The 24,376-nt window shown below is 46.8% G+C and carries 19 protein-coding genes; 12 read left to right on the top strand and 7 right to left on the bottom strand.

Translation table 11 applies throughout. The features are described from left to right. The first annotated feature begins 16 nt into the window (after positions 1–16). The 4 genes from pepA (at position 17) to RH45_RS03255 (ending at position 5,876) form a co-directional block, all read left to right on the top strand. Positions 17–1,525 (top strand): leucyl aminopeptidase, encoded by a 1,509-nt coding sequence (pepA, locus tag RH45_RS03270; RefSeq protein WP_008073809.1) that lies wholly within the window; start codon positions 17–19, stop codon positions 1,523–1,525. Between the two features lie 63 nt (positions 1,526–1,588). Continuing rightward, positions 1,589–2,038: a DNA polymerase III subunit chi gene (locus tag RH45_RS03265; protein WP_008073807.1), complete on the top strand. Its 450-nt coding sequence runs from the start codon at positions 1,589–1,591 to the stop codon at positions 2,036–2,038. A gap of 128 nt (positions 2,039–2,166) precedes the next feature. Next, positions 2,167–5,025, top strand: a complete 2,859-nt coding sequence (locus RH45_RS03260) for a valine--tRNA ligase (RefSeq protein WP_008073805.1) — start codon at positions 2,167–2,169, stop codon at positions 5,023–5,025. Between the two features lie 134 nt (positions 5,026–5,159). Further along, entirely contained in the window at positions 5,160–5,876 is a 717-nt protein-coding gene (locus RH45_RS03255) for a substrate-binding periplasmic protein (protein ID WP_008073802.1), read from the top strand. 27 nt (positions 5,877–5,903) lie between these two features. Here RH45_RS03255 and RH45_RS03250 read toward each other — a convergent pair whose 3' ends face one another. The 5 genes from RH45_RS03250 to rapA form a co-directional block, all read right to left on the bottom strand. Next, positions 5,904–6,896, bottom strand: coding sequence for a M48 family metallopeptidase (locus tag RH45_RS03250; protein ID WP_008073800.1), 993 nt, complete (start codon positions 6,894–6,896; stop codon positions 5,904–5,906). Then, positions 6,896–8,071 (bottom strand): YjgN family protein, encoded by a 1,176-nt coding sequence (locus tag RH45_RS03245; protein ID WP_008073797.1) that lies wholly within the window; start codon positions 8,069–8,071, stop codon positions 6,896–6,898. The genes RH45_RS03250 and RH45_RS03245 overlap by 1 nt, the downstream gene beginning before the upstream one ends. Positions 8,072–8,238: 167 nt before the next feature. Next, positions 8,239–9,216, bottom strand: a complete 978-nt coding sequence (locus RH45_RS03240; protein ID WP_008073795.1) for a D-2-hydroxyacid dehydrogenase — start codon at positions 9,214–9,216, stop codon at positions 8,239–8,241. A gap of 39 nt (positions 9,217–9,255) precedes the next feature. Further along, positions 9,256–9,993 (bottom strand): bifunctional tRNA pseudouridine(32) synthase/23S rRNA pseudouridine(746) synthase RluA, encoded by a 738-nt coding sequence (rluA, locus tag RH45_RS03235; protein ID WP_008073793.1) that lies wholly within the window; start codon positions 9,991–9,993, stop codon positions 9,256–9,258. Positions 9,994–10,071: 78 nt separating this feature from the next. Next, entirely contained in the window at positions 10,072–12,981 is a 2,910-nt protein-coding gene (rapA, locus tag RH45_RS03230) for an RNA polymerase-associated protein RapA (RefSeq protein ID WP_008073792.1), read from the bottom strand. A 472-nt stretch (positions 12,982–13,453) separates the two neighbouring features. On the opposite strand from rapA, the gene RH45_RS03225 reads away from it, so the two are divergent. The 5 genes from RH45_RS03225 to RH45_RS03205 all read left to right on the top strand — a co-directional run bounded on the left by RH45_RS03225 (position 13,454) and on the right by RH45_RS03205 (position 18,136). Then, complete coding sequence (locus tag RH45_RS03225) at positions 13,454–14,830, top strand: PhoH family protein (protein ID WP_008073790.1); 1,377 nt, start codon at positions 13,454–13,456, stop codon at positions 14,828–14,830. Positions 14,831–14,948: 118 nt separating this feature from the next. Continuing rightward, positions 14,949–15,953, top strand: a complete 1,005-nt coding sequence (locus tag RH45_RS03220; RefSeq protein WP_008073787.1) for an ornithine carbamoyltransferase — start codon at positions 14,949–14,951, stop codon at positions 15,951–15,953. A gap of 250 nt (positions 15,954–16,203) precedes the next feature. Further along, positions 16,204–17,133, top strand: coding sequence for an aspartate carbamoyltransferase (gene pyrB, locus RH45_RS03215; RefSeq protein WP_008073786.1), 930 nt, complete (start codon positions 16,204–16,206; stop codon positions 17,131–17,133). Positions 17,134–17,148: 15 nt separating this feature from the next. Beyond that, positions 17,149–17,610 carry an aspartate carbamoyltransferase regulatory subunit gene (gene pyrI, locus RH45_RS03210; RefSeq protein WP_008073783.1) on the top strand — a complete coding sequence of 154 codons (462 nt, stop codon included), beginning with the start codon at positions 17,149–17,151 and terminating at the stop codon, positions 17,608–17,610. 136 nt (positions 17,611–17,746) lie between these two features. Next, positions 17,747–18,136: a RidA family protein gene (locus RH45_RS03205; protein WP_008073782.1), complete on the top strand. Its 390-nt coding sequence runs from the start codon at positions 17,747–17,749 to the stop codon at positions 18,134–18,136. A gap of 60 nt (positions 18,137–18,196) precedes the next feature. Here the strand turns inward: RH45_RS03205 and RH45_RS03200 are convergent, their stop codons facing one another. Then, the gene (locus RH45_RS03200) at positions 18,197–18,388 is read right to left on the bottom strand and encodes a hypothetical protein (RefSeq protein ID WP_008073781.1); all 192 of its coding nucleotides are present in this window, start codon (positions 18,386–18,388) and stop codon (positions 18,197–18,199) included. Between the two features lie 97 nt (positions 18,389–18,485). Then, positions 18,486–19,418, bottom strand: a complete 933-nt coding sequence (gene mdh / locus RH45_RS03195; RefSeq protein WP_008073779.1) for a malate dehydrogenase — start codon at positions 19,416–19,418, stop codon at positions 18,486–18,488. Positions 19,419–19,746: 328 nt separating this feature from the next. Between mdh and argR the strand changes: the two genes are divergently transcribed. The 3 genes from argR (at position 19,747) to RH45_RS03180 (ending at position 24,321) form a co-directional block, all read left to right on the top strand. After that, entirely contained in the window at positions 19,747–20,217 is a 471-nt protein-coding gene (gene argR / locus RH45_RS03190; protein ID WP_008073762.1) for a transcriptional regulator ArgR, read from the top strand. A gap of 332 nt (positions 20,218–20,549) precedes the next feature. Beyond that, positions 20,550–21,518 (top strand): TAXI family TRAP transporter solute-binding subunit, encoded by a 969-nt coding sequence (locus tag RH45_RS03185; RefSeq protein WP_008073757.1) that lies wholly within the window; start codon positions 20,550–20,552, stop codon positions 21,516–21,518. A gap of 223 nt (positions 21,519–21,741) precedes the next feature. After that, positions 21,742–24,321 (top strand): TRAP transporter permease, encoded by a 2,580-nt coding sequence (locus RH45_RS03180; RefSeq protein WP_008073755.1) that lies wholly within the window; start codon positions 21,742–21,744, stop codon positions 24,319–24,321. The last annotated feature ends 55 nt before the right edge of the window (positions 24,322–24,376 follow it).

Here is a 24,376-nt window from a genome sequence, read left to right as displayed (position 1 = left end):
GGATGTAGGAGTACGCATGGAGTTCAGTGTAAAGAGTGGCAGCCCTGAGAAACAGCGCAGCGCATGTATCGTTGTAGGTGTGTTTGAACCACGCCGTCTTTCTCCGGTCGCTGAGCAACTCGACAAAATCAGCGATGGCTATATCAGTTCACTACTTCGCCGTGGTGACCTAGAAGGTAAACCAGGGCAGATGCTACTGCTTCATCAAGTACCTGGTGTGCTTTCAGAGCGAGTGCTGCTTGTTGGTTGTGGTAAAGAGCGTGAGCTTGGCGAGCGCCAATACAAAGAGATCATTCAAAAAACAATCAACACTCTTAACGAAACAGGTTCTATGGAAGCGGTATGTTTCCTAACCGAGCTGCACGTTAAAGGTCGCGACACTTACTGGAAAGTGCGTCAAGCCGTTGAAGCAACAAAAGATGGTCTGTACACCTTTGATCAATTCAAGAGTGTTAAGCCAGAAACTCGCCGCCCACTACGCAAGCTGGTATTCAACGTACCTACGCGTCGTGAACTTAACCTAGGCGAGAAGGCGATTGCACACGGTCTTGCTATTTCTTCTGGTGTGAAAGCATCGAAAGACCTCGGCAATATGCCACCAAACATCGCAAACCCTGCTTACCTAGCCTCTCAAGCTCGTCGTCTAGCGGATGACTATGAGACGGTAACCACCAAGATCATTGGTGAGCAAGAGATGGAAAAACTGGGTATGACTTCATACCTTGCGGTTGGTCGTGGTTCTAAGAACGAATCTATGATGTCTATCATGGAGTACAAGGGCAACCCAGATCCAGAAGCAAAACCAATTGTCCTAGTGGGTAAAGGTCTAACCTTCGATTCAGGCGGTATCTCTCTAAAACCTGGTGATGGTATGGATGAGATGAAGTACGACATGTGTGGTGCTGCATCTGTATTCGGTACCATGAAGGCACTGGCAAAATTGAACCTGCCAATTAACGTCGTGGCTATCCTTGCGGGCTGTGAAAACATGCCGGGCAGCAATGCTTACCGTCCAGGTGACATTCTCACTACCATGTCTGGTCAAACTGTAGAGGTATTGAACACGGATGCAGAAGGTCGCCTAGTGCTGTGTGATGCTCTCACTTACGTAGAGCGTTACGAGCCAGAGTGTGTTGTCGATGTAGCGACCCTAACCGGTGCTTGTGTTATCGCACTTGGTCACCACATCAGCGGCGTTATCTCAAACCACAATCCGCTGTCTCACGAGCTGATCAACGCTTCTGAGCAAGCAAGTGACCGCGCATGGCGTCTTCCAATGGCAGACGAATACCATGAGCAATTGAAGAGCCCGTTTGCTGATATGGCAAACATTGGTGGTCGTCCTGGTGGCACTATCACTGCAGGCTGCTTCCTGTCTAAATTCGCTAAGAAATACCACTGGGCACACATCGATATCGCAGGCACTGCGTGGAAATCAGGTGCAGCGAAAGGCTCAACAGGCCGCCCAGTCTCAATGCTTGTCCAATTCCTGCTTAACCGCAGTGGCCAAGAAACTGAGGAATAATCCTCACACAGTTAAAAAGGGCCGTAAGGCCCTTTTTTGTTTTCCACAATATTGAGCTGAACTATGGCAAACGCAACCTTCTACATCGTCAATCCTGATTCGCCCCAAGCGAGTGCGGATGGATTTGATGCCTATGTGCTGTTTTTGGTTCGCCATTTCGCCAAGCAAGGCGCCAAGGTCTATATTAACTGTCACGACAAAACACACGCAGAGCAATTAGCCGAGCATTTTTGGCAGGTCGAACCTAGTGAATACATGGCCCACAACTTGGTCGGAGAAGGGCCAAGGTATGCGACAAACATAGAAATAGGCCATCAGTCAGTCAAACCTTCTTGGAATCGACAACTGGTAATAAATTTGGCGGAAAATAATACAACCTTTGCGAACAAGTTTGCTGAGGTGGTAGACTTCGTCCCTTGCGAAGAAAAAGCCAAGCAACTGGCGCGAGAAAGATATAAAATCTACCGCCAAGCGGGCTATCAGCTACAAACGATCGCGATCGAACACGCATAGGGTCTGTTGACCCTAGCAACAAACACAACCGGTCAATCCTTATAGTTAAGGCGATCTTGTTAGAGATCCCTCACTTATAAAGATTGACTTAGAATTAAACCAGACCTATCAGCAGAATATCTATAGCTATGGAAAAAACATACAACCCAACTTCAATTGAACAAGCTTTATACCAAGCTTGGGAAGAAAAAGGCTACTTCAAGCCACACGGTGACACGTCGAAAGAATCATACAGCATCATGATCCCACCACCGAACGTCACTGGTAGCCTACACATGGGCCACGCGTTCCAAGACACCATCATGGATACTCTGATCCGTGCTGAGCGTATGAAGGGCAAAAACACCCTTTGGCAAGTCGGTACTGACCACGCAGGTATCGCGACTCAAATGGTTGTTGAGCGTAAGATCGCTGCTGAAGAAGGCAAAACTAAGCACGACTATGGCCGTGACGCGTTCATTGACAAAATCTGGGAATGGAAAGGGGAATCTGGCGGCACCATCACTAAGCAGCTTCGTCGCCTAGGTGCATCTGTAGACTGGGACCGTGAGCGTTTCACTATGGATGACGGCCTTTCTAACGCCGTTCAAGAAGTATTTGTTCGTCTGTACGAAGAAGACCTCATCTATCGTGGTAAGCGTTTAGTAAACTGGGACCCTAAGCTGCACACAGCCATCTCGGATCTTGAAGTTGAAAATAAAGACAAAAAAGGCCACATGTGGCACTTCCGCTACCCGCTAGCGAATGGCGTTAAGACAGCTGAAGGCAAAGACTACATTGTTGTTGCGACGACTCGTCCTGAGACAATGCTGGGTGATACAGGTGTTGCTGTAAACCCAGAAGATCCTCGCTACAAAGATCTTATTGGTAAAGAAATCCTGCTTCCTATCGTGAACCGTCTGATCCCTATCGTAGGCGATGAGCACGCCGATATGGAAAAAGGCACAGGTTGTGTGAAAATCACCCCTGCGCACGACTTCAACGACTATGAAGTTGGTAAGCGCCATCAACTACCAATGATCAACATTCTTACGTTCAATGCCGATATTCGCGATGCTGCTGAAGTCTTCACCACCAACGGCGAAGCCAGCGATGCGTACTCAACTGAGTTGCCAGCGAAATACCACGGTATGGAGCGTTTTGCTGCTCGTAAGGCAATCGTTGCTGAGTTTGATGAGCTAGGTCTGCTAGAAGAAATTAAAGATCACGATCTAACGGTTCCTTACGGTGACCGTGGCGGCGTGGTGATTGAACCTATGCTGACTGACCAATGGTACGTTCGCACAGCACCTCTTGCTGAAACGGCGACGAAAGCAGTTGAAGATGGCGAGATCCAATTCGTTCCTAAGCAATACGAAAACATGTACTTCTCTTGGATGCGTGACATTCAAGACTGGTGTATCTCTCGTCAGCTTTGGTGGGGTCACCGCATCCCGGCATGGTACGACAACGACGGCAACGTATACGTAGGCCGCACCGAAGAAGAAGTTCGTGCGAACAACAACCTAGCGCCCGTTGTGGTTCTACGCCAAGACGACGACGTTCTTGATACTTGGTTCTCTTCTGCACTTTGGACGTTCGGCACACAAGGCTGGCCTGAAAACACTGATGATCTGAAGACATTCCACCCTTCAGATGTACTAGTGACGGGTTTCGACATCATCTTCTTCTGGGTTGCTCGCATGATCATGATGACGATGCACTTCTGTAAAGATGAAAATGGCAAGCCACAAGTACCATTTAAAACCGTCTACGTTACTGGTCTAATCCGCGACGAAAACGGTGACAAGATGTCTAAGTCTAAGGGGAATGTTCTTGACCCTATCGACATGATCGATGGTATTGATCTTGAGTCTCTTGTTGAGAAGCGCACGGGTAACATGATGCAGCCTCAACTAGCGAAGAAGATCGAAAAGAACACGCGTAAGACATTCGAAGACGGTATCGAACCATACGGTACTGACGCACTGCGCTTCACTCTAGCAGCAATGGCTTCTACTGGTCGTGATATCAACTGGGATATGAAGCGTCTAGAAGGTTACCGTAACTTCTGTAACAAGCTATGGAACGCAAGTCGTTACGTACTGATGAATACAGAAGAGCAAGACTGTGGCTTCAACGGTGGTGAAATTGAATACTCACTCGCAGACAAGTGGATCGAATCTCAGTTTGAGCTAGCAGCGAAAGAGTTCAATGGTCACATTGATAACTTCCGTCTGGACATGGCAGCAAACACGATTTACGAATTCATCTGGAACCAATTCTGTGACTGGTACCTAGAGCTAACTAAGCCAGTGCTTTGGAAAGGCAATGAAGCGCAGCAACGTGGAACACGTCGCACGCTAATCACAGTTCTAGAGAAAACACTTCGTCTTGCACACCCAGTGATCCCATACATCACAGAGACTATCTGGCAGAGCGTTAAGCCATTGGTAGATGGTGTTGAAGGTGAGACAATCATGCTTCAAGCACTGCCTCAGTTCGACGAAGCGAACTTCAACCAAGCAGCACTTGATGACATCGAGTGGGTTAAGTCATTCATCACTAGCATCCGTAACCTACGTGCTGAATACGATATCAACCCAGGTAAGCCGTTAGAAGTGATGCTAAAAGCCGCGAGCGAAGAAGATGCTGCGCGCTTAGAAGCGAATAAGCAAGTTCTTGTTTCTTTGGCGAAGCTTGAGTCTGTACGTGTGCTGGCTGCAGGTGAAGAAACCCCAGCGTGTGCTACTGCACTGGTTGCTAAGTCTGAGCTGATGATCCCAATGGCGGGTCTAATTGATAAAGACGCTGAGCTTGCTCGTCTGGATGGCGAAATCAAGAAGACTCACGGCGAAATCAAGCGTATCGAAGGTAAGCTAGGTAACGAAGGCTTCGTTGCAAAAGCACCTGAAGCGGTTGTCGCTAAAGAGCGTGAGAAGTTAGAAGGCTACAAAGAGACTCTAACCAAGCTTGAAGAGCAAAAGACCACCATCGCGGCACTATAATCGACGCCTGCAGGTGATACTCTGACAAAAGCTGGTCAATCGACCAGCTTTTTTATTTTCTGTTCCTAAAGTGACATCTCTACCACTTTTGTTCTAGTGTTAATACAAGGGAAAGCGAAAGGAGCCAGCTTGTGATGAAACCCCTTTTCTCTCTCATACTCATCCTGTTTTGCCCTGTCGTATTCAGCGCTGACAATACTAAAGTGATCAAGATTGTCGCTGGTGAGTGGCCACCATTTATTGGTCAAAAGCTGGAGAACTTTGGTTACGTCGGAGAGAAAGTGCAACGCGTATTTGCCAGCCAAGGCTACCGAGTCGAATTTCATTTTCTTCCTTGGAAACGCGCTTACAAAAAAGCCAGCGAAGGTGAATATGTCGCGACTGCAGTATGGATGTACGCAGAAGAGAGAATGGAACATTTCTACTACAGTGCACCTGTCGCCCAAGAGCAGTTTGTCTTCTTTCATCTCAAAGAAAAGCCGTTTCGCTGGCGCTCGCTAAGCGATATTCAAGGTGAGCACCTTGCTGGGGGACTTGGTTACAGTTATGGAGAAGCGTTGGATAAGCTGATTGCAGACGAAAAGGTGAAAATGACCCGTGTGGAAGATCCGAGTAAAGCATTCCAGCTACTCAAATACAGAAGGGTCTCCCTCCTACCAGAAGAGAAACACATCGGTCTGTTTACCCTCAGTCGCCTACCCGCCGATATGCAAGATTTAATTACCTACGACCCAAAACCATTTTTAAGCAACGATAGCTACTTAATGTTTTCAAAAGCTCACCCACAAGCGACAGAGCTGTTGGCTATTTTCAATCAGGGCTTAATGCAGATAGAAAAAAGCCAGCAATAGTCGCTGGCTCTTTCGCTACATCGTTAACTACTCGCGCACCGCATCAATACGTTGCTCAAAATCTGGGTGGGAGCTGAGCCATTGGGGCAGCTCAAATTCATGCTGAGTTTGGAATCGCTCGAACATCTCAACCATAGGCTGGCTGCTGCCATAAATCGTCAACATGCCCTGCTTGGCATATTGATCGGCTTGCTCTTCCGCCTCTCGCGAGTGGCCATTGGTGAGTAAAAATACCCCCACACCCGCTAAATTATCAATCACACCTGAACTTTCTCCCGTCATCAACGACACGCCAACGGAAAGTAAACTGGAATGAACCAGCTTCTTTAACATATGTTTATGATGCACATGACCTAATTCATGCAGCAATATGCTATCAAGCTGCTGTTCATTGGCGGCGAGCTTAACCATATCATCTAAAACAATGATCTTACCGCCAGGTAAAGCAAATGCATTAGCTCCCATGTCTGAGGAACGGAAAACCAGTTCAACCGAGTAAGGTAAAGGCTCTAGCTGTTGCAAATGCTGATCTAAACGGTCTCGTATCTGCGTTTGAGTTTGCGCGCTCAGTTGACTTGGTTGCCAGTGCTCATCAAAACTACTGAGCACCTTCTCCCCAAGTACGATGGCGACACTATCGGGAACCGCATTCGCCGTTTTTTCACTAAGCCATGGCAGGACATAGACATAACTACCGACGATAAATCCAATGCAGATCAGAGCTGAAAACACCCATGCCAGCGCATTAGATTCAACGCTATCAATGATGCTGGCTTTCTTTTGCTGCTTCAACCAACGACTCACTTGTGGGGAGCGCTCAACGACAAACATCCACCCCTCAGGGAATGTGATACGGATTGGCAGATTGCCCACAGGAACGCTCACATCAATCCAGTTGCTGTCACACTCTAGCCTCTCTTGATTAGTGACTAACACGACCGTTTTTGTACCATTCACCTCAAGCTCGGCACTATGTCGCACCGAGCTACCTGGTGGGAAGGCACTGCCCTGAAAACGCATTAGCTGATGCCTAATCCGAGATCAAAGGCTTGAGCGACTTCATCGGTAATGGCCGATTTCACATCAGATTCTTGGTCTTGAGCCACTAACAAATTCAAATCTCCAATCACCGCCGTTCGTTGCGCCGTATAGCGACTTGAACGCACCATTACCCATGGACGAGCAAGTCCTAATGTCACCACTTGCAGCAAGAAATTGGAGACAGTCAAACCCAGCAGACTGCCAACGGTAAACTGAGATTGAAACTGAAGCTTAGCGTCATTGTCGGCTTGTTGCGTCACCAACTGTGAGAAGACATAGTTACGAATACGGGTTGTGGTATAAGCCGTGAGGGTAATAGTCAATACAATCATGGCAACATAGATGGTCGACATCATTGCAACCGCTAATGGTCCATCGGTAAGGGAAGACATATCGCCACTTTGCAGTGCAGAGAAATCAATACCGCCCATAAGGCCAAACAAAGCAATGGCACTGATTAACACACTCGCGACCGTACCCAGCAACATCGCTTTGCAGTAGGTTTTGATGAAGAAACTGAGTTTAATTTCCGCGGAAAACTTCCAATCACCATATTGGTAGCCGTTGGCAAAATAACGATGAACCCCCGCCATCACCCACGCGTACAACACCATAATTAAAGGCAATGAAAGAATGAACATCACCACTGAAGCGACTGAGGATGCATTACCGACGGCCATTGCAGTGGCAAAATAAGTCAGCGTGATGAGCAGCGCACCAACACCGCGCCCTAGCAGGGACAAGTAGGCTTGTTTAAGCGCAGCGTTAAATGAAAAATGAACATTGCGGTAGCTGGTCATTGCTGCATCAAAACGAGCGTTACTCCAAAGCAACCAAGGCAATGCCACATAAAAGACCAGTAACAGAGCAAAACTGACTTCCGGAAAGAACTGGTTCGCAACCAGCCAAACCATCACCACCACTAAAGCGACTAAGCGCCCTTTCAGTATCTGCATTGGTTTAGCGTGATACTCAAAATTGTCACCAGCAATATGAGTATTACCATAAAAATATCGCTTGGTTCGAACTTTTGCCCAAGCAGAATAGATCCCTAACGTGACGATAGACAGCAGCACGTTCACGATCCAAATTCCAAAAAATTCCCCCCCTTTACCACTAAAGGTAACCGGGTGAGTGTGTTGCGTATTATCCATAACCAAATTCCTGACATTAATTTATAAATTATTTGCCGTCATAATTTCTTACATTTCATGGATTCAGTCCATAAATGAACGCAGAAACATGGTCATGCATAGAGTTAGGTCACATTAATTAATTTATAGAAAAATCAATAACTTCAAACCATTGAGCTTGCCGTAATTTACACCACACGATTCTGTTTTTCTCCACGAGCGAACGCGGCTATGTTGTCGATAAGTATATTGGCTAAGTTTTGAATCGAGGAGTCACTTCCCCAAGCAACATGTGGTGTGAGTAACAAGTTGGGCAGTGAGATATTGGCGAGCAGTGGATTTGAGGTGTCTGCGGGCTCTTGAGTAAATACATCCACACCCGCGGCCGCGATATCCCCCTGCTGTAGCGCCCAGATAAGTGCCTGCTCATCAACAAGTCCTCCGCGGCCTGTATTAATAAGCAAGGCTGTCGATTTCATTTTACTCAACTCATCAGCACCAATTAAGTTGTGCGTTTGTTGATTCAATGGACAGTGTAGGCTGACCACATCTGCGACTTCTAAGCAGGTTTCGAAAGGTACAAAGCCGGGCCGACAAGACGACTCTCCTTTTCTTTCTGCGAACAATACTTGCATGCCCACCGCTTTGGCTAGCTGTGCGGTTGCTTGCCCCAATGCGCCAGATCCCACAACCGCTAGCGTCGAGCCCGCGACATCACCGATTGGCTGAGTAAAGAAACAGAACTGCTTGTTTCTCTGCCACTCTCCCGCGGCAATGTCATTGTGATACGCCATCAAATTGCGCTTAAGAGCAAAAATCATCGCGATAACATGCTCTGGAACAGACTGAGTCGCATAACCTTGTACATTGGTTACTGCGATGCCGCGCTCTGCACAGTAATCAATATCTACGTTGTTAAACCCGGTTGCGGACACCGCTATCAATTTCAAATCGGGTAGCTGACTTAGCTGTTCACGATCGAGAACCACTTTGTTAGTGATCACGACTTGAACACCTTGCAAGCGTTCAACCACTTGCCCCGGAGACGTGAAATCATATTCCAACCATTGATGGTCAAACGGTACGCGAGGCAACTCTATTTGTGTAGGAATGGTAGCTCGATCGAGAAAAGCAATGCGTAGGGAAGTGGCATTTGGCAGCGACATAAGATCTCCTCTCACTGCCAAATGAATGAAACGACTCTGTTATGGGTGTGGCAGCATTTTGTAATCTGGCAATTCTGGCACAGGCGAAAAATAGTTAAAGATCATCGCCTCGGCTTCAAGATAGAAGTCACAAGGAACAAACACACTTTGCAAAACTTCACTCGCGGGGTGATAAAAACTGAGTTCGGCCGCATGCAGAGCTAACCGATCAGAGAACTCAAATGCTTCCCCTTCTGAGTAGAATTCATCCCCGACGATTGGGTGTCCTAGCATCTGCATGTGAACTCTAAGTTGGTGCGAACGCCCTGTGATTGGTAATAGTCGGACAATCGAAGTGTGCTCTTCGCGCTTAGCAACCTGATATAACGTTGTCGATGGTTTGCCGTCTACAAAACACACCTTTTGCCTTGGTCTATTTGGCCAATCGCATATCAAGGGCAAGTCCACCTCTCCTTGTGGCTGTGCAGGATGGCCCCAAACACGTGCATAATAGACTTTATGGGTTAAGCGATACTGAAACTGCTTTTTCAGCGAACGCTCCGCTTCCTTATGCTTTGCCAATAACATCAAGCCTGACGTATCCATATCTAATCGATGCACCACTTGGATATCAGGATAAGCTGCGACTAAACGAGACCATAAGCTGTCGTGGTGCTCCGCTAACCTTCCCGGTACGGATAGCAGCCCAGAAGGCTTGTTTGCCACCAAGATGTGTTCATCTTCAAATACGATATCAACCCAAGGCTCGCGCGGTGGGTTGTACTCTGTCATAGCCATAATTTTATTGCTCAGGTTTTCTAAGTCGTTGACGTTGCAGCGAGGCGATACACGCTACAACGTCAATTACCGCGAAAATTAGTTGTGGGAGACCACAATCATACGTAGCGAATCCAATTGATACTGAGCTTGACCAATATAGCCAGTCAACTCTTTGATTTGCTCATCAATCGCTTCAATCTCTTCATCACGAATGTTTGGGTTGACCGCTTTAAGTGCTTGTAAACGCTCAAGCTCACTGTTGAGGCTTGCCTGCATCTCTTGTTGTGCTTGCGAACGAATCGCTGCAACTTTCTCAACAATCAGCGCTTCTCCAGCAGCGATCAATTGGTGTACCTGCGCCTGAACCGAGGCCACCAATTTCGTCGCGATATGACGACCTACTGGACTCAATTGACGGTTAAAGCTTTCAAACTCAACCTGTGCAGACAAGTCATTGCCCTTACCATCCATCATCAAACGAATTGGGGTTGTTGGTAGGAAGCGGCTAATACCACTACGCTTTGGAGCCTGAGCATCGACCTTGTAAACCAGCTCAAGTAACATAGTGCCGACAGGTAACGCTTTGTTTTTTAGCAAAGAGACTGCAGCGGTCCCCACGCCTTCACTCATCAGCAGATCAATACCACCTTGAATCATTGGGTGCTCCCAACTGATAAAGTGCATATCTTCACGAGACAGTGCAGTATCGCGATCAAAGGTGATGGTTGCCCCTTCATACGGTAGGCCAGGATAGCTAGGTACCAGCATGTGCTCTGATGGAGTAACGACTAATGCGTTTTCGCCTTTGTCATCTTGATCTAAGCCAATGGTATCAAACAGGCTCAATGCGAACGTCACTAAGTTAGTATCACCGTCCGTTGAAGCGATCTTATCAACGATCGCTTGTGCCTTCTCACCGCCATTTGAGTGCATCTCAAGCAAGCGATCTCGACCTTGTTCAAGTTGTGCTTTGAGCTCTTTGTTCATTGCCGCAGACTCAGCGATAACTTCATCGAGCTCTGTGGTATCTCCTGATGCCAGCATTTCAATCAGGCGATCCGCGTATTTATCATAGACAGTGCGACCAGTTGGACAGGTTTCAGCAAATGCATTCAAGCCTTCGTCGAACCAGCGCGCCAAAATGGCTTGCGAGGTGCCTTGTAGATAAGGGACATGAACGTCGATGTCACGATGCTGACCAATACGATCCAAACGACCAATACGCTGCTCTAGTAGGTCTGGGTTAAATGGCAAATCGAACATCACTAGCTGGTTTGCAAACTGGAAGTTACGACCTTCAGAGCCAATTTCACTACAGATCAGAACTTGAGCGCCCCCTTCCTCTTGAGCGAAGTAAGCGGCTGCTTTGTCACGCTCCAAGATCGACATACCTTCATGGAAAACCGTCGCACGGATCCCTTCACGCTCACGCAAAGCTTGCTCTAGTTGCAATGCCGTACTGGCGCGAGAAGCGATAACCAAAATCTTCTCGCTGCGCTTTTCAGTGATCTTCTCAAGCAACCAGTTCACACGACTGTCAAACTGCCACCAGCTTGAATCTTCACCTTCAAACTCTTGGAAGATTTCTTCTGGATAAAGATTCTTAACCGCGCGAGCTTCCGCTGTCATCTTGCCGCCAAGCATGCCAGAGACCCGCATAGACGTAGTGTATTGCTGCGGAATCGGCATTGGCAGTAAGTTCACGTTACGTTTAGGGAAACCTTTGATCGCCGCTCGAGTGTTGCGGAACAAAACACGCCCTGTACCATGACGATCCATGAGATTATCGATAAGCTCTTGGCGCGCGGCCGCTTTCTCTTCTTCACCTGAATCACTCTCAATGATTCTAAATAATGGCTCAACATCTTGTTCAGAAAGCAGTTCGGTGATCTGATTTTTCGCATCGTTCTCTAGCTTCTGACCTGAGAATAGCGCACTGACTGAATCTGCAACTGGCGCATACTGCTCTTCTTCTTTGACAAACTCTTGGTAATCAAAGAAGCGATCAGAATCAAGTAAGCGCAGGCGAGCAAAGTGACTTTCACGACCCAACTGCTCAGGCGTTGCCGTAAGTAGTAAAACGCCCGGCGTGCGCTCTGCTAATCCTTCAACCACTTGGTATTCTCGGCTTGGTTTTTCTGGACTCCACTCTAGGTGATGCGCTTCGTCGACAACCAGTAGGTCCCACTCGCCTTCTAAGGCTTGCTCAAAACGTTTACGACTCTTACGTAGGAAATCCAAAGAACACAGCACGTATTGCTGGGTATCAAATGGGTTGTCGGAATCGGCAAATGCTTCAATACAGCGCTCTTCATCAAAAATAGAGAAGTGCAGGTTGAAGCGACGCATCATTTCAACCAACCATTGATGCTGCAGTGTCTCAGGCACAACGATAAGAATACGTTCTGCGCGTCCTGCCAGTACTTGCTGGTGGATAATCATGCCCGCTTCAATGGTTTTACCTAGCCCCACTTCATCGGCTAAAAGTACGCGTGGAGCATGGCGACGGCCTACTTCGTGCGCGATGTATAACTGATGAGGGATCAACCCTGCACGCATTCCACACAAACCACGCATCGGGCTCTTATGTTGTTCATATTGGTTCATCAATGCACGATAACGCAGCACAAAGTTGTCCATGCGATCGATCTGACCAGCGTATAGCTTGTCTTGTGGCTTATTGAAACGAATTTGGTTACTAAGCATGATTTCACGCAACACCACACCCTGCTCACCTGTGTCTTCGCGGGTACCAACGTACGTAAACAGATCTTGCTCTTCGACCACTTGCTCTACTTTCAGTGACCAACCCTGTTGGCATTCAATCAGGTCACCACTGTTGAAAGTCACCCGGGTAACTGGCGCGTCAGTGCGAGCATATACTCGGTTTTCCTCAGAAGCTGCAAACATTAATGTCACAGTACGAGCATCCAATGCTACAACGGTTCCTAAACCTAGATCGCTCTCTGTATCGCTAATCCAGCGCTGGCCCAAAGCAAATGTCATGAATCGACTACCTCATCTGTTTAAGTCTAAAAATGGGTCTATTTATTGTAGTAAGTCTGCGTCAACTTGAAAGGCGACTGACGGGGGAATAGAGTCAGTGGCTGCGCAGAAAAAGGTCGCTAATCTTACTCGAACCTGTGATATTGGTCACGTACAAAGGCCTCAAAAAACAACAATTTTTTCTTAAAGCTGCACATGACATCAAAGTGTAAGAAATCAGTGGCACTTCTAATTAGGAGTGTTGAAATTCGCGCTTATACTTATTGATGAGGGTGCAGGCTAAACGTCAATTTTATGGCTGGCACAAGTGATGCATCTCTCTAGGACGACGATCAACACGGGTTTGCAGTTTTTGTAGTCAAACCATCAGTGATCTCTGATTACCTGGCTACACTCTGCAAGCGACCGCAGGTAGACCACTTCATGCGCAGCATGAGGGGTAAGCAAGCCGTCAATCGGCAAGGAGACGCTTATGGGTGATACAGACCGGAAATTTTTTGTCCTCGATACAAATATCCTTCTTCATGAACCTCTAGCCATCTACTCATTTCAAGAACACGATGTCGTCATTCCGATGACTGTACTGGAAGAACTCGACCGAATTAAAGACAGTAAGCGCGATGTTGCTCGTGATGCCCGCGTGGCGATACGAGCGCTGGAAGCCATGTTCAAAGACGCCACCCCTGATGAAATATCAGAAGGTATCCCAATTAACAAAGACAAAGAAAACACCGGACATATCGCCATCTTGGCCGACTTCGAACTGCAAGAGACGGTCAAAGCTTTTGCCGACAAAGCAGGAGATAATCGCATTCTTAATGGTGTGCTCTACCTACAAAACAAACGAGCACCAAGAGAAGTTATCCTCGTCACCAAAGACATCAACATGCGCTTACGCGCCAAAGGTGCTGGAGTACGTTTTGTTGAGGATTATCGCACTGACCAGCTGATCGATGATGTTCAGTACCTCACCAAAGGTTTCCAACAAATCGAAGGGGAGTTCTGGAGCAATGTTGACGATGTGCAAAGCAAGAATCTCGCAGGTAGCACCTACCACACCCTCGCCAGAGATCCTTTCGAGCCCACTTATCTCAATCAATACATCATTGATGAAGAGAGTGACTTTGCAGGTCGCGTTGAAGCGATCACCCCTGATAAGATCACCATTAAAGATCTTAGCCGCGAACGCATGATGCACCGACGTGCTTGGGACATTACCCCGAAAAACATCTATCAAGGCATGGCATTGGATGCGCTCTTGGATCCGGATATCGATCTCGTCATCCTTACCGGGGCGGCTGGTAGTGGTAAAACACTGCTCGCCATGGCAGCCGCGCTTGAACAAAGCATCGAAAAAGGCTTGTTTGATAAGATCATTGTGACCCGAAACACGCCAGACATTGGCGAATCAATCGGCTTCTTACCCGGTAGTGAAGAAGAGAAAATGTTGCCTTGGTTAGCGGCAGTTACTGACACTCTGGAAGCCCTTCACAAGCACGATCACTGCACAGAAGGATCGTTGAAATACATTTGTGATAAGGCCAACATTCAATTCAAATCGATCAACTTTATGCGCGGGCGCTCGATCCAAAACGCCTTTGTTTTACTTGATGAATGTCAAAACCTGACCGCTTCACAGATAAAAACCATCATTACCCGCTGTGGTGAAGGAACCAAGATCGTCTGCTCAGGTAACTTAGCGCAAATCGACTCTCACTATCTCACCCCTGTTACTTCAGGATTAACCTACATGGTTGAACGCTTCAAGAACTTCGAAGGCAGCGCCAACATCCACCTCAATGGTGTCGTTCGTAGCCGCTTGGCAGAGTTTGCTGAGGAGAATTTATAGTCACTAATGCCGAGATATAATTCATATCTCGGCATTTTTATCAAATAATTATTCACAAACGCTGTCTAGTTATGTTTAACTAACTCCATTAAGTGAATGAACATTCAAGGACTGGAGTATGGCCTTTAATCTACGTAACCGAAACTTTCTTAAACTGCTGGATTTCACGCCTAAAGAAATCCAGTTTTTACTCGATTTATCCGCCAATCTGAAAAAAGCGAAATATGCCGGTACCGAGCAAAAGTCCTTGGTTGGTAAAAACATCGCTTTGATCTTCGAAAAAGCCTCGACTCGAACCCGCTGTGCTTTTGAAGTTGCTGCCTTTGATCAAGGCGCACAAGTGTCTTACATCGGCCCTTCAGGCTCTCAGATCGGCCACAAAGAGTCGATGAAAGACACCGCACGCGTTCTTGGCCGCATGTACGATGGCATTGAATATCGAGGCTTTGGTCAAGAGATTGTCGAAGAGCTTGGCGCTTATGCAGGCGTTCCCGTCTGGAACGGGCTCACCGATGAGTTCCACCCAACGCAAATTCTGGCTGACTTCCTAACCATGCTTGAACATGGTCGTGGTAAGCAGTTACATGAGATTAAGTTTGCCTATCTGGGTGATGCACGCAACAACATGGGTAATTCATTGTTGGTCGGCGCAGCCAAAATGGGGATGGACATTCGCTTAGTCGCACCTAAAACCTACTGGCCAGAAGATGAGTTGGTCTCTCAGTGTCAAACCATCGCTCAACATACAGGGGCAAAAATTACCCTGACAGAAAATGTAGAGGAAGGCGTAAAAGGTTGTGACTTCCTGTACACCGATGTGTGGGTTTCTATGGGCGAAGCGCCAGAGGCATGGGATCAACGCGTCGCGATGATGAAACCGTATCAAGTCAATATGGATGTAATTAATAAAACAGGCAATCCACAAGTTAAGTTCATGCACTGTTTACCAGCATTCCATAACGACGAAACCACCATAGGTAAAGAAGTGGCAGAAAAGTATGGCATGAATGGCCTAGAAGTCACTGAAGAGGTGTTTGAATCAGAGCATTCCATTGTGTTTGATGAAGCTGAAAACCGAATGCACACAATCAAAGCTGTGATGGTGGCCACACTCGGTAGTTAAACAAGGCCAAATATCGACAGAAAAACCCTCGAGGTAATCGCTTGCGTTAACAAATCTTCAGCGTATAATGCTCGGCAATTTGTCTGGAGGTAGTAAAAATATGCCACGTAATTCGTGCTCTACAAAGCGTATTACACTGGGTAAGCCAACGTGCTTATCGGCGTTCTATTTTGCTATTCTCCCCAATTTCTAAAGCCTCCCGTAATGGGGGGCTTTTTTGTGCCTAAAATTCATGACTGGGAAGATGATTATGACAAACACGCTTTATAACAAGCACATTATCTCAATTCCTGAGCTTTCTCGTGAAGAGCTAGAATTGATTGTCAAAACTGCGGGTGAGCTTAAAGCTGAGCCTAGACCAGAGCTTATTAAAAACAAAGTTGTGGCCAGCTGTTTCTTTGAGCCATCAACCCGTACTCGTTTGTCATTTGAAACGGCTATCCAACGTATCGGTGGCGATGTGATTGGCTTCGACAATGGTGGTAACACATCACTGGCGAAAAAAGGCGAAACCTTGGCAGACTCTGTACAAGTCATCTCCTCTTATGTTGATGCGTTTGTGATGCGCCACCCGCAAGAAGGGGCAGCGCGTCTTGCTTCAGAGTTTTCAAACGGTGTCCCTGTAATCAACGGTGGCGACGGAGCCAATCAACACCCAACGCAAACCTTACTCGACCTGTTCTCTATCGCCGAGACTCAAGGCCGACTTGATAATCTCAACGTGGCTTTTGTTGGAGACTTAAAATACGGCCGCACCGTACACTCTCTTACTCAAGCGTTAGCTAAATTCGACAACGTACGCTTCTTCTTTATTGCCCCAGAAGCGCTGGCAATGCCAGATTACATTTGTGAAGAGTTAGATGAAGCGGGCATCGCATACAGCCTACACACCGACATGGAAAGCGTCATTCCTGAACTAGACGTTCTGTATATGACGCGAGTACAGAAAGAGCGTTTTGATGAGTCAGAATATGCCCACATTAAATCGGCCTACATTCTTACCGCAGCCCTACTGGAACAAGCACGAGAAAACCTAAAAGTGCTTCACCCATTACCGCGTGTGGACGAGATCACCGTCGATGTCGATAAGACTCCATACGCCTACTACTTCGAGCAAGCTGAGAACGGTGTTTACGCACGACAAGCTTTGCTGGCACTTGTACTCAACGAAACACTGTAATCGAGGGAGACACTCATGAACAAAGAAACTCAATTGCAGGTTGAAGCAATTAAAAACGGCACAGTTATCGACCATATTCCTGCTCAAATAGGCATTAAAGTGCTGAAATTGTTCTCAATGCACAAGTCAGAGCAACGTGTAACGGTCGGGCTAAACCTTCCTTCCTCAGCACTTGGCCATAAAGACCTTCTCAAGATAGAAAATGTCTTCATTACCGAAGAGCAAGCGAGCAAGTTGGCTTTGTATGCTCCGCATGCGACCGTTAACCAAATTGAAGATTACCATGTGGTTAAGAAGCTTGCTTTGGAACTTCCAGAGCAAGTTAACAATGTATTTGAATGCCCGAACACCAACTGTATTACCCACGGAGAGCCCGTGGAAAGCAGCTTTAAAGTGTTTGAGAAAAAGCAAGATATTCGCTTGAAGTGTAAATACTGTGAAAAAGTGTTCTCGCGTGAGATTGTCACCGAGCGCTAATACAAAGGCGATCGTCTAGAGTCAAAGGTTGATCAATCCCTGCTTCACTTAAGTGGGGATTTTCTCTTTACCCAGCCCGTAAATCGCGGCACACTGAGTTCCCTTTCCACGAACCCTAAACAGATGGAACATAATAATGACTAAAGTACTTCACACTGAATCAGCTCCAGCAGCTATCGGCCCATACGTTCAAGGTGTAGACCTAGGTAATATGGTACTCACTTCTGGCCAAATCCCAGTAAACCCTGCGACGGGTGAAGTATCAGCGGATATCGCAGAGCAAGCGCGTCAATCTCTTGATAACGTAAAAGCCGTTGTTGAAGCGTCTGGCCTGTCTGTTACCGATATCGTTAAAATGACTGTATTTGTTAAAGACCTCAACGATTTTGGCACCGTAAACGAAGTTTACGGTAAGTTTTTCGATGAGCACAAAGTTGCCAACTACCCAGCTCGCTCTTGTGTTGAAGTGGCTCGTCTGCCGAAAGACGTTGGTATCGAGATCGAAGCAATCGCGGTACGTAAATAATTGCTAATAGCGGTAAAAGAGCGAGCACATGCTCGCTTTTTTATTGTCATTAATAGCGTGCTAGTAATACTTCTCACAGCCTTGATGAAGTTGCGGATCATCCATCAACTCATCAATGTGCGCGGCAAATTGTTGATGAGAATCTCTCGACTCTACTAACACTGATTGATTTGCTTCATCGACCACCAGTACTTTACCGATGCCTTGCTGGCATTCAACCAACATACCTTTCTTGATTTGACCAATATCCATCGCTTATCTCCTCTTTTTATTGAGTTACGTATCCGCGACAGGATAGATCAAAAAAGCCGACTCGAAAGTCGGCTCTATTCAATCTTGTAGCAAGCGTTTACTTAGCGAAATCGACACCTGTTTGGATGTCACCATTAAGCGTCTCAAGCATGCCATCAAGCGCTGACTTCTCGAAGTCGCTGAGTGGACCGTAGCTTAGAACTTCTTCTACACCTTCTTTGCCTAGTTTCACTGGCTGAGCAAAGAATGGCGCGTGTTCGCCATCACCTTCAACGTAAGCGTACTCAATTACTTCTTCACCTTGCAGCGCTTTCACCATTGCAAGGCCAAAGCGACACGCCGCTTGACCCATTGAAAGTGTTGCAGAGCCGCCACCCGCTTTTGCTTCAACAACTTCAGTACCTGCGTTTTGGATACGTTTAGTTAGTGCCGCGACTTCTTCGTCTGTAAACTCAACACCTTCAACTTGAGAAAGTAGAGGTAGAATAGTCACACCAGAGTGACCACCAATAACAGGCACTCGTACATCGCCTGGATCTTTATCTTTAAGTTCAGCTACGAAAGTTTCTGAACGAATCACATCCAGTGTTGTTACACCGAACAAACGACGCTTGTCATAAACACCTGCTTTTTTAAGTACTTCAGCGGCAATTGGCACTGTCGTGTTTACAGGGTTGGTGATGATACCTACAAGGGCTTTAGGACATACAACCGCAATCTTTTCAGCCAATGATTTTACGATACCCGCATTCACGTTGAACAAGTCAGCACGATCCATACCTGGTTTACGAGCAACACCTGCAGAAATCAGAACAACATCAGCACCTTCTAGCGCCGGTGTTGGGTCTTCACCCGCAAAGCCTTTAATTGATACAGGGGTCGGGATGTGGCTTAGATCCGCAGCAACACCTGGGGTCACTGGTGCAATGTCATACAGTGCTAGATCCGATCCAGCAGGAAGACGGTTTTTAAGTAAAAGGGCTAGGGCTTGACCGATGCCTCCAGCGGCACCAATAACGGCTACTTTCATCGTAGTTCTCCTTGAGATGACTCTCTTATATATGTCTTGTAGGGCGGTTTGTAATCAGCTGTGTCAAAACTAAACCAATCACATCCTGATTACAATCAATTAACGTCAGCTTTGCGACCTTGCGCAATCCAACAAAAACGTGCCACAAAGGCGAGAGCATTATCCCTCATTCACCTTGTGTGACAAAGGGTTAAGTTATATTTCTCTCACTAGTTTTATGTGAGTTTACAGTGATATCTTAGACATAATTGATGCAAGACCATGGCTTAAAGTGCATAGCTATGCGAAAATATTCACTCGCATTTATAAATCAACTGGTGAACAGACCATGCGTCATTCAGAAAAACAAGATAACCTCGTTCGCGCTTTTAAGGCCCTGCTAAAAGAAGAACGTTTTGGCTCTCAGGGTGATATCGTTGAAGCTCTTAAGAATGAAGGCTTTGAGAACATCAACCAGTCGAAAGTCTCCCGTATGTTGACCAAGTTTGGCGCAGTGCGTACTCGCAACGCCAAAATGGAAATGGTGTACTGTCTTCCTGCTGAACTGGGCGTGCCTACTGTTTCAAGTTCACTGCGTGAGTTGGTGCTCGATATTGACCACAACAACGCTCTAGTCGTGATTCATACTGGTCCAGGGGCTGCACAGCTTATCGCTCGCTTACTTGATTCACTTGGCAAAGCAGAAGGCATACTTGGTGTTGTCGCAGGTGACGATACCATATTCATTACTCCAACCTTGTCGGTCACTACAGAGCAGCTATTTAACTCCGTGTGCGACCTATTTGAGTATGCAGGTTAACCAATATTCATCACAAAAATGCCAATCACGCCGTCAATTTCACGGCGTGATTGAGATCACATCTTAAACAAATCCCTTTCATTGCAAGCATTAATCATAAATTATTGATTTTTAATAACTTTAACCTTATTAAAAGTTACCTATATTGATTAAATAGTCAGTCTTTTTTACTACATTTGTTAACATTCGTGTAATTATCTGCCGATTTTTTGGTATTATTCAGCCACTTTTTCAACATACGGATTGAAAAAGATGCCGTTTCCGTTAATAGGAAACTCCCAAAGCAACTAAACTTGCAATGGGGTTAATAATGAATAAAGGAAGGGAAATTCATGGCATTAAACAAACTTATTAAAGTCGGCGCTATTGCAGCTGCTGTAATGGGTGCTGGCGCGGTTAACGCTCAAGAATTCGTCACTATCGGTACAGGTTCTGTAACCGGTGTTTACTACCCAACAGGTGGTGCGATTTGTAAGCTGGTTAACAAAGGCCGTAAAGAACACAACATTCGTTGTTCAGTAGAGTCGACTGGTGGTTCGATCTACAACGTGAATACTATCCGTGCAGGCGAGCTAGATTTCGGTATCGTTCAGTCTGACTGGCAGTACCACGGCTACAACGGCACAAGTAAGTTTGCTGAACAAGGCCCGTACAAAGATCTACGTGCAATGTTCTCTCTACACACAGAACCTTTCAACATCATCGCACGCAGCGATGCTGGTATCGAAAATGTATCAGACCTGAAAGGCAAGCGCGTAAACATCGGTAACCCAGGTTCTGGTGACCGTGCGACTATGGGTGTAGTAATGGAAGCGATGGGCTGGACTAACGACAGCTTCAAGCTAGCATCTGAGCTTAAAGGTTCTGAGCGTTCTCAAGCACTTTGTGACAACAAAATCGACGCGTTCGTTTACGTTGTTGGCCATCCAAACGGATCAATCAAAGAAGCAACAACATCTTGTGATGCGAAACTAGTATCCGCAACGGGTGCTAAGATCGACGAGATCGTAGCAAACAACCCATACTATGCATACAGCACAGTACCAGCTGGCATGTACCGTGGTACAGACAAAGACGTAAACAGCTTTGGTGTTGCTGCAACTATGGTAACGACAGCAAACGTATCTGATGACGTTGCTTACAACGTAGCGAAAGCCGTATTCGAAAACTTCGATACGTTCAAACGTCTACACCCAGCGTTTGCCAACCTGAAGAAAGAAGACATGGTTCAAGCTGGTCTTTCTATCCCTCTACACCCAGGTGCAGAGAAATACTACAAAGAGATCGGCCTACTTAAGTAAGCGCTCTTTGTCCCAGGGAAGCTTCGTGCTTCCCTGGTCATTATCTCGTGGCATCTAAGCCGCCATCTATTTTGAGTTTCACTGTTTGAAACTCTTGTTCGTTTTATACCTAAGAAAACAGACAACTGAGCAATATTCCATCTATTCACTAAACTGAAAGATGCAAAATACAGGTTCATAAATAACAACACACATTGAGCCATATATAACAAGGATAAAGTACATGTCGAAGACAACATCTCCGTCTCAAGATGTGCAAGATATGGTCGCTCAAGCCGATACTGGTGCTCGTTCCCCTAGCGGAATTCCAGGCCGTATCTTATGGTTTGTGCCACTATGTTGGTCACTATTCCAACTTTGGTACGCATCTCCCCTGCCGTTCATTTTTGATTTTGGCGTACTTAATGATACTGAAGCGCGTTCTATCCATCTGATGTTCGCGGTCTTTTTGGCGTTTACCGCCTACCCTGCATTAAAGAACTCACCTCGAGATCGCATTCCTGCAGTGGACTGGGTTTTGGCTCTAGCAGGAAGCTTTGCTGCCGCCTATATCTATATTTTCTATACCCAACTTGCGGAACGCTCTGGCGCGCCAACAACGATGGATATTGTGGTTGCCGTGATGGGTATGACCTTGCTTCTTGAAGCGACTCGACGCGCATTAGGTCCACCTCTCATGGTTGTAGCAGCGGTATTCTTGCTTTACACCTTTGGTGGCCCATACATGCCAGACGTTATCGCGCACAAAGGGGCAAGCCTAAACAAAGCGATGTCACACCTGTGGCTGACCACAGAAGGGGTCTTTGGTGTCGCTCTGGGCGTTTCAACGTCGTTCGTATTCCTCTTTGTCCTGTTTGGCGCCATGCTTGAGCGCGCGGGTGCGGGTGCGTACTTTATCAAAGTGGCATTCTCACTACTTGGCCATATGAAAGGTGGTCCTGCAAAGGCTGCCGTCGTTGCATCTGGTTTGTCAGGTCTGGTTTCAGGCTCTTCTATTGCTAACGTCGTTACTACTGGTACCTTCACCATTCCTTTAATGAAACGTGTTGGTTTCCCGGGAACTAAAGCAGGTGCTGTCGAAGTTGCCGCTTCGACAAATGGTCAGCTTACCCCTCCTATCATGGGTGCTGCGGCATTCCTAATGGTGGAGTATGTGGGTATCTCGTATGTAGAAGTGATTAAAGCCGCGATCTTACCGGCACTGATCTCTTACATTGCACTGATCTATATTGTTCACTTAGAAGCCTGTAAAGCAGGTATGACGGGGCTTCCACGCCGCCGCGTTCCTACCGTTGTGCAAAGCCTGCTCTCGTTCACCGGGACGATTCTAGGCTTGTGCGTTATCAGTGCTGTTGTTTACTACGGTGTCGGCTGGACCAAAGATGTATTCGGCGAAGCAGCAACACCAATCGTCACGGTTGCTCTACTCATCGCCTACGTTGGCTTAGTCAGCATTTCAGCTAAGTACGCCAAAGAAGGGGCGATTGAGATCGATGCCGAACTGACAGAAGTTCCAGAACCGGGACCAACGATCAAATCTGGCCTGCATTACCTGCTGCCTATCGTTGTTTTGGTGTGGTGTCTAACCGTTGAACGTTTCTCGCCAGGCTTATCGGCATTCTGGGCAACGGTATTTATGATCTTTATCTTGGTGACTCAGCGTCCTTTGATGGCGGCACTGTCTAAGCAAGGTTCGGTTGCTGAACAAACGAAACAAGGCTTTATTGACCTGCTAGAGAGTTTAGTAACCGGTGCCCGCAATATGATTGGTATCGGTGTTGCAACAGCGGCCGCGGGTACGGTTGTAGGTGTTGTAACGCTAACAGGTATCGGTCTAGTGATGACTGATTTCGTTGAGTTTATCTCTGGCGGTAACATCATCCTGATGTTGCTGTTTACGGCAGTTATCAGTCTAATTTTGGGTATGGGCCTGCCAACAACAGCGAACTACATCGTTGTATCAACCTTGATGGCGCCAGTTATTGTCACCCTTGGTGCGCAAAGTGGTTTAATCATCCCATTGATCGCTGTCCACTTGTTTGTGTTCTACTTTGGTATTTTGGCCGATGATACACCACCAGTAGGTTTGGCAGCGTTTGCAGCGGCAGCGATAGCGAAGTCCGATCCAATCCGTACGGGTATTCAAGGCTTCACTTACGATATTCGAACAGCTATTCTGCCGTTCATGTTTATCTTCAACACGCAATTATTGTTGATGGGAATCGACTCGTGGTGGCATTTAATGCTCACGATCATATCTTCAGTGATCGCTATGCTGATATTCTCAGCGGCAACACAAGGTTGGTGGTTTACTAAGAACAAATGGTGGGAAACGGTATTACTCTTGGTACTAACGTTTACTTTCTTCCGCCCTGGTTTCTGGTGGGATCAGATTTATCCGGCGAAGGTACTTCACCCAGGTACAGAGATCGCAGCGATTACTGAACAGCTACCTGTAGGTCAAGAAATTGAACTGTTAGTCGCTGGTGAGAACCTAGAAGGCGACTTTGTCTCTAAGACTGTTCGCCTGCCGTTCGATGATACTGCAGCAAGCGCCGATGAACGTATATCTTCAATGGGCCTGATGCTCAACAATGACAATGGTCGCATGATTGTTGATATGGTTGAGTTTGGTAGTCCAGCTGAATCTGCCGGCGTTGATTTTGACTGGGAAATTCGCTCTGTTGTGGTTGATGCCGATCGACCAATGAAAGAGTGGGTATTTGTTCCAGCCTTGCTAATTTTGATTGGTCTAGCGATGAATCAAAGAAGACGAGCTCGTAAGGATGAATTGAGCGCGTAAGTTTGTCAGCCCCGCTGTGTTGCGGGGCTATACTTTAGTTAAGGACGCATTTATT

It is taken from the genome of Vibrio sinaloensis DSM 21326 (assembly GCF_000189275.1).
In the GTDB taxonomy this organism is placed as follows: domain Bacteria; phylum Pseudomonadota; class Gammaproteobacteria; order Enterobacterales; family Vibrionaceae; genus Vibrio; species Vibrio sinaloensis.
The sequence above is the reverse complement of the archived record's forward strand: the minus strand, read 5'-3'. Positions and strand labels throughout refer to the sequence as shown.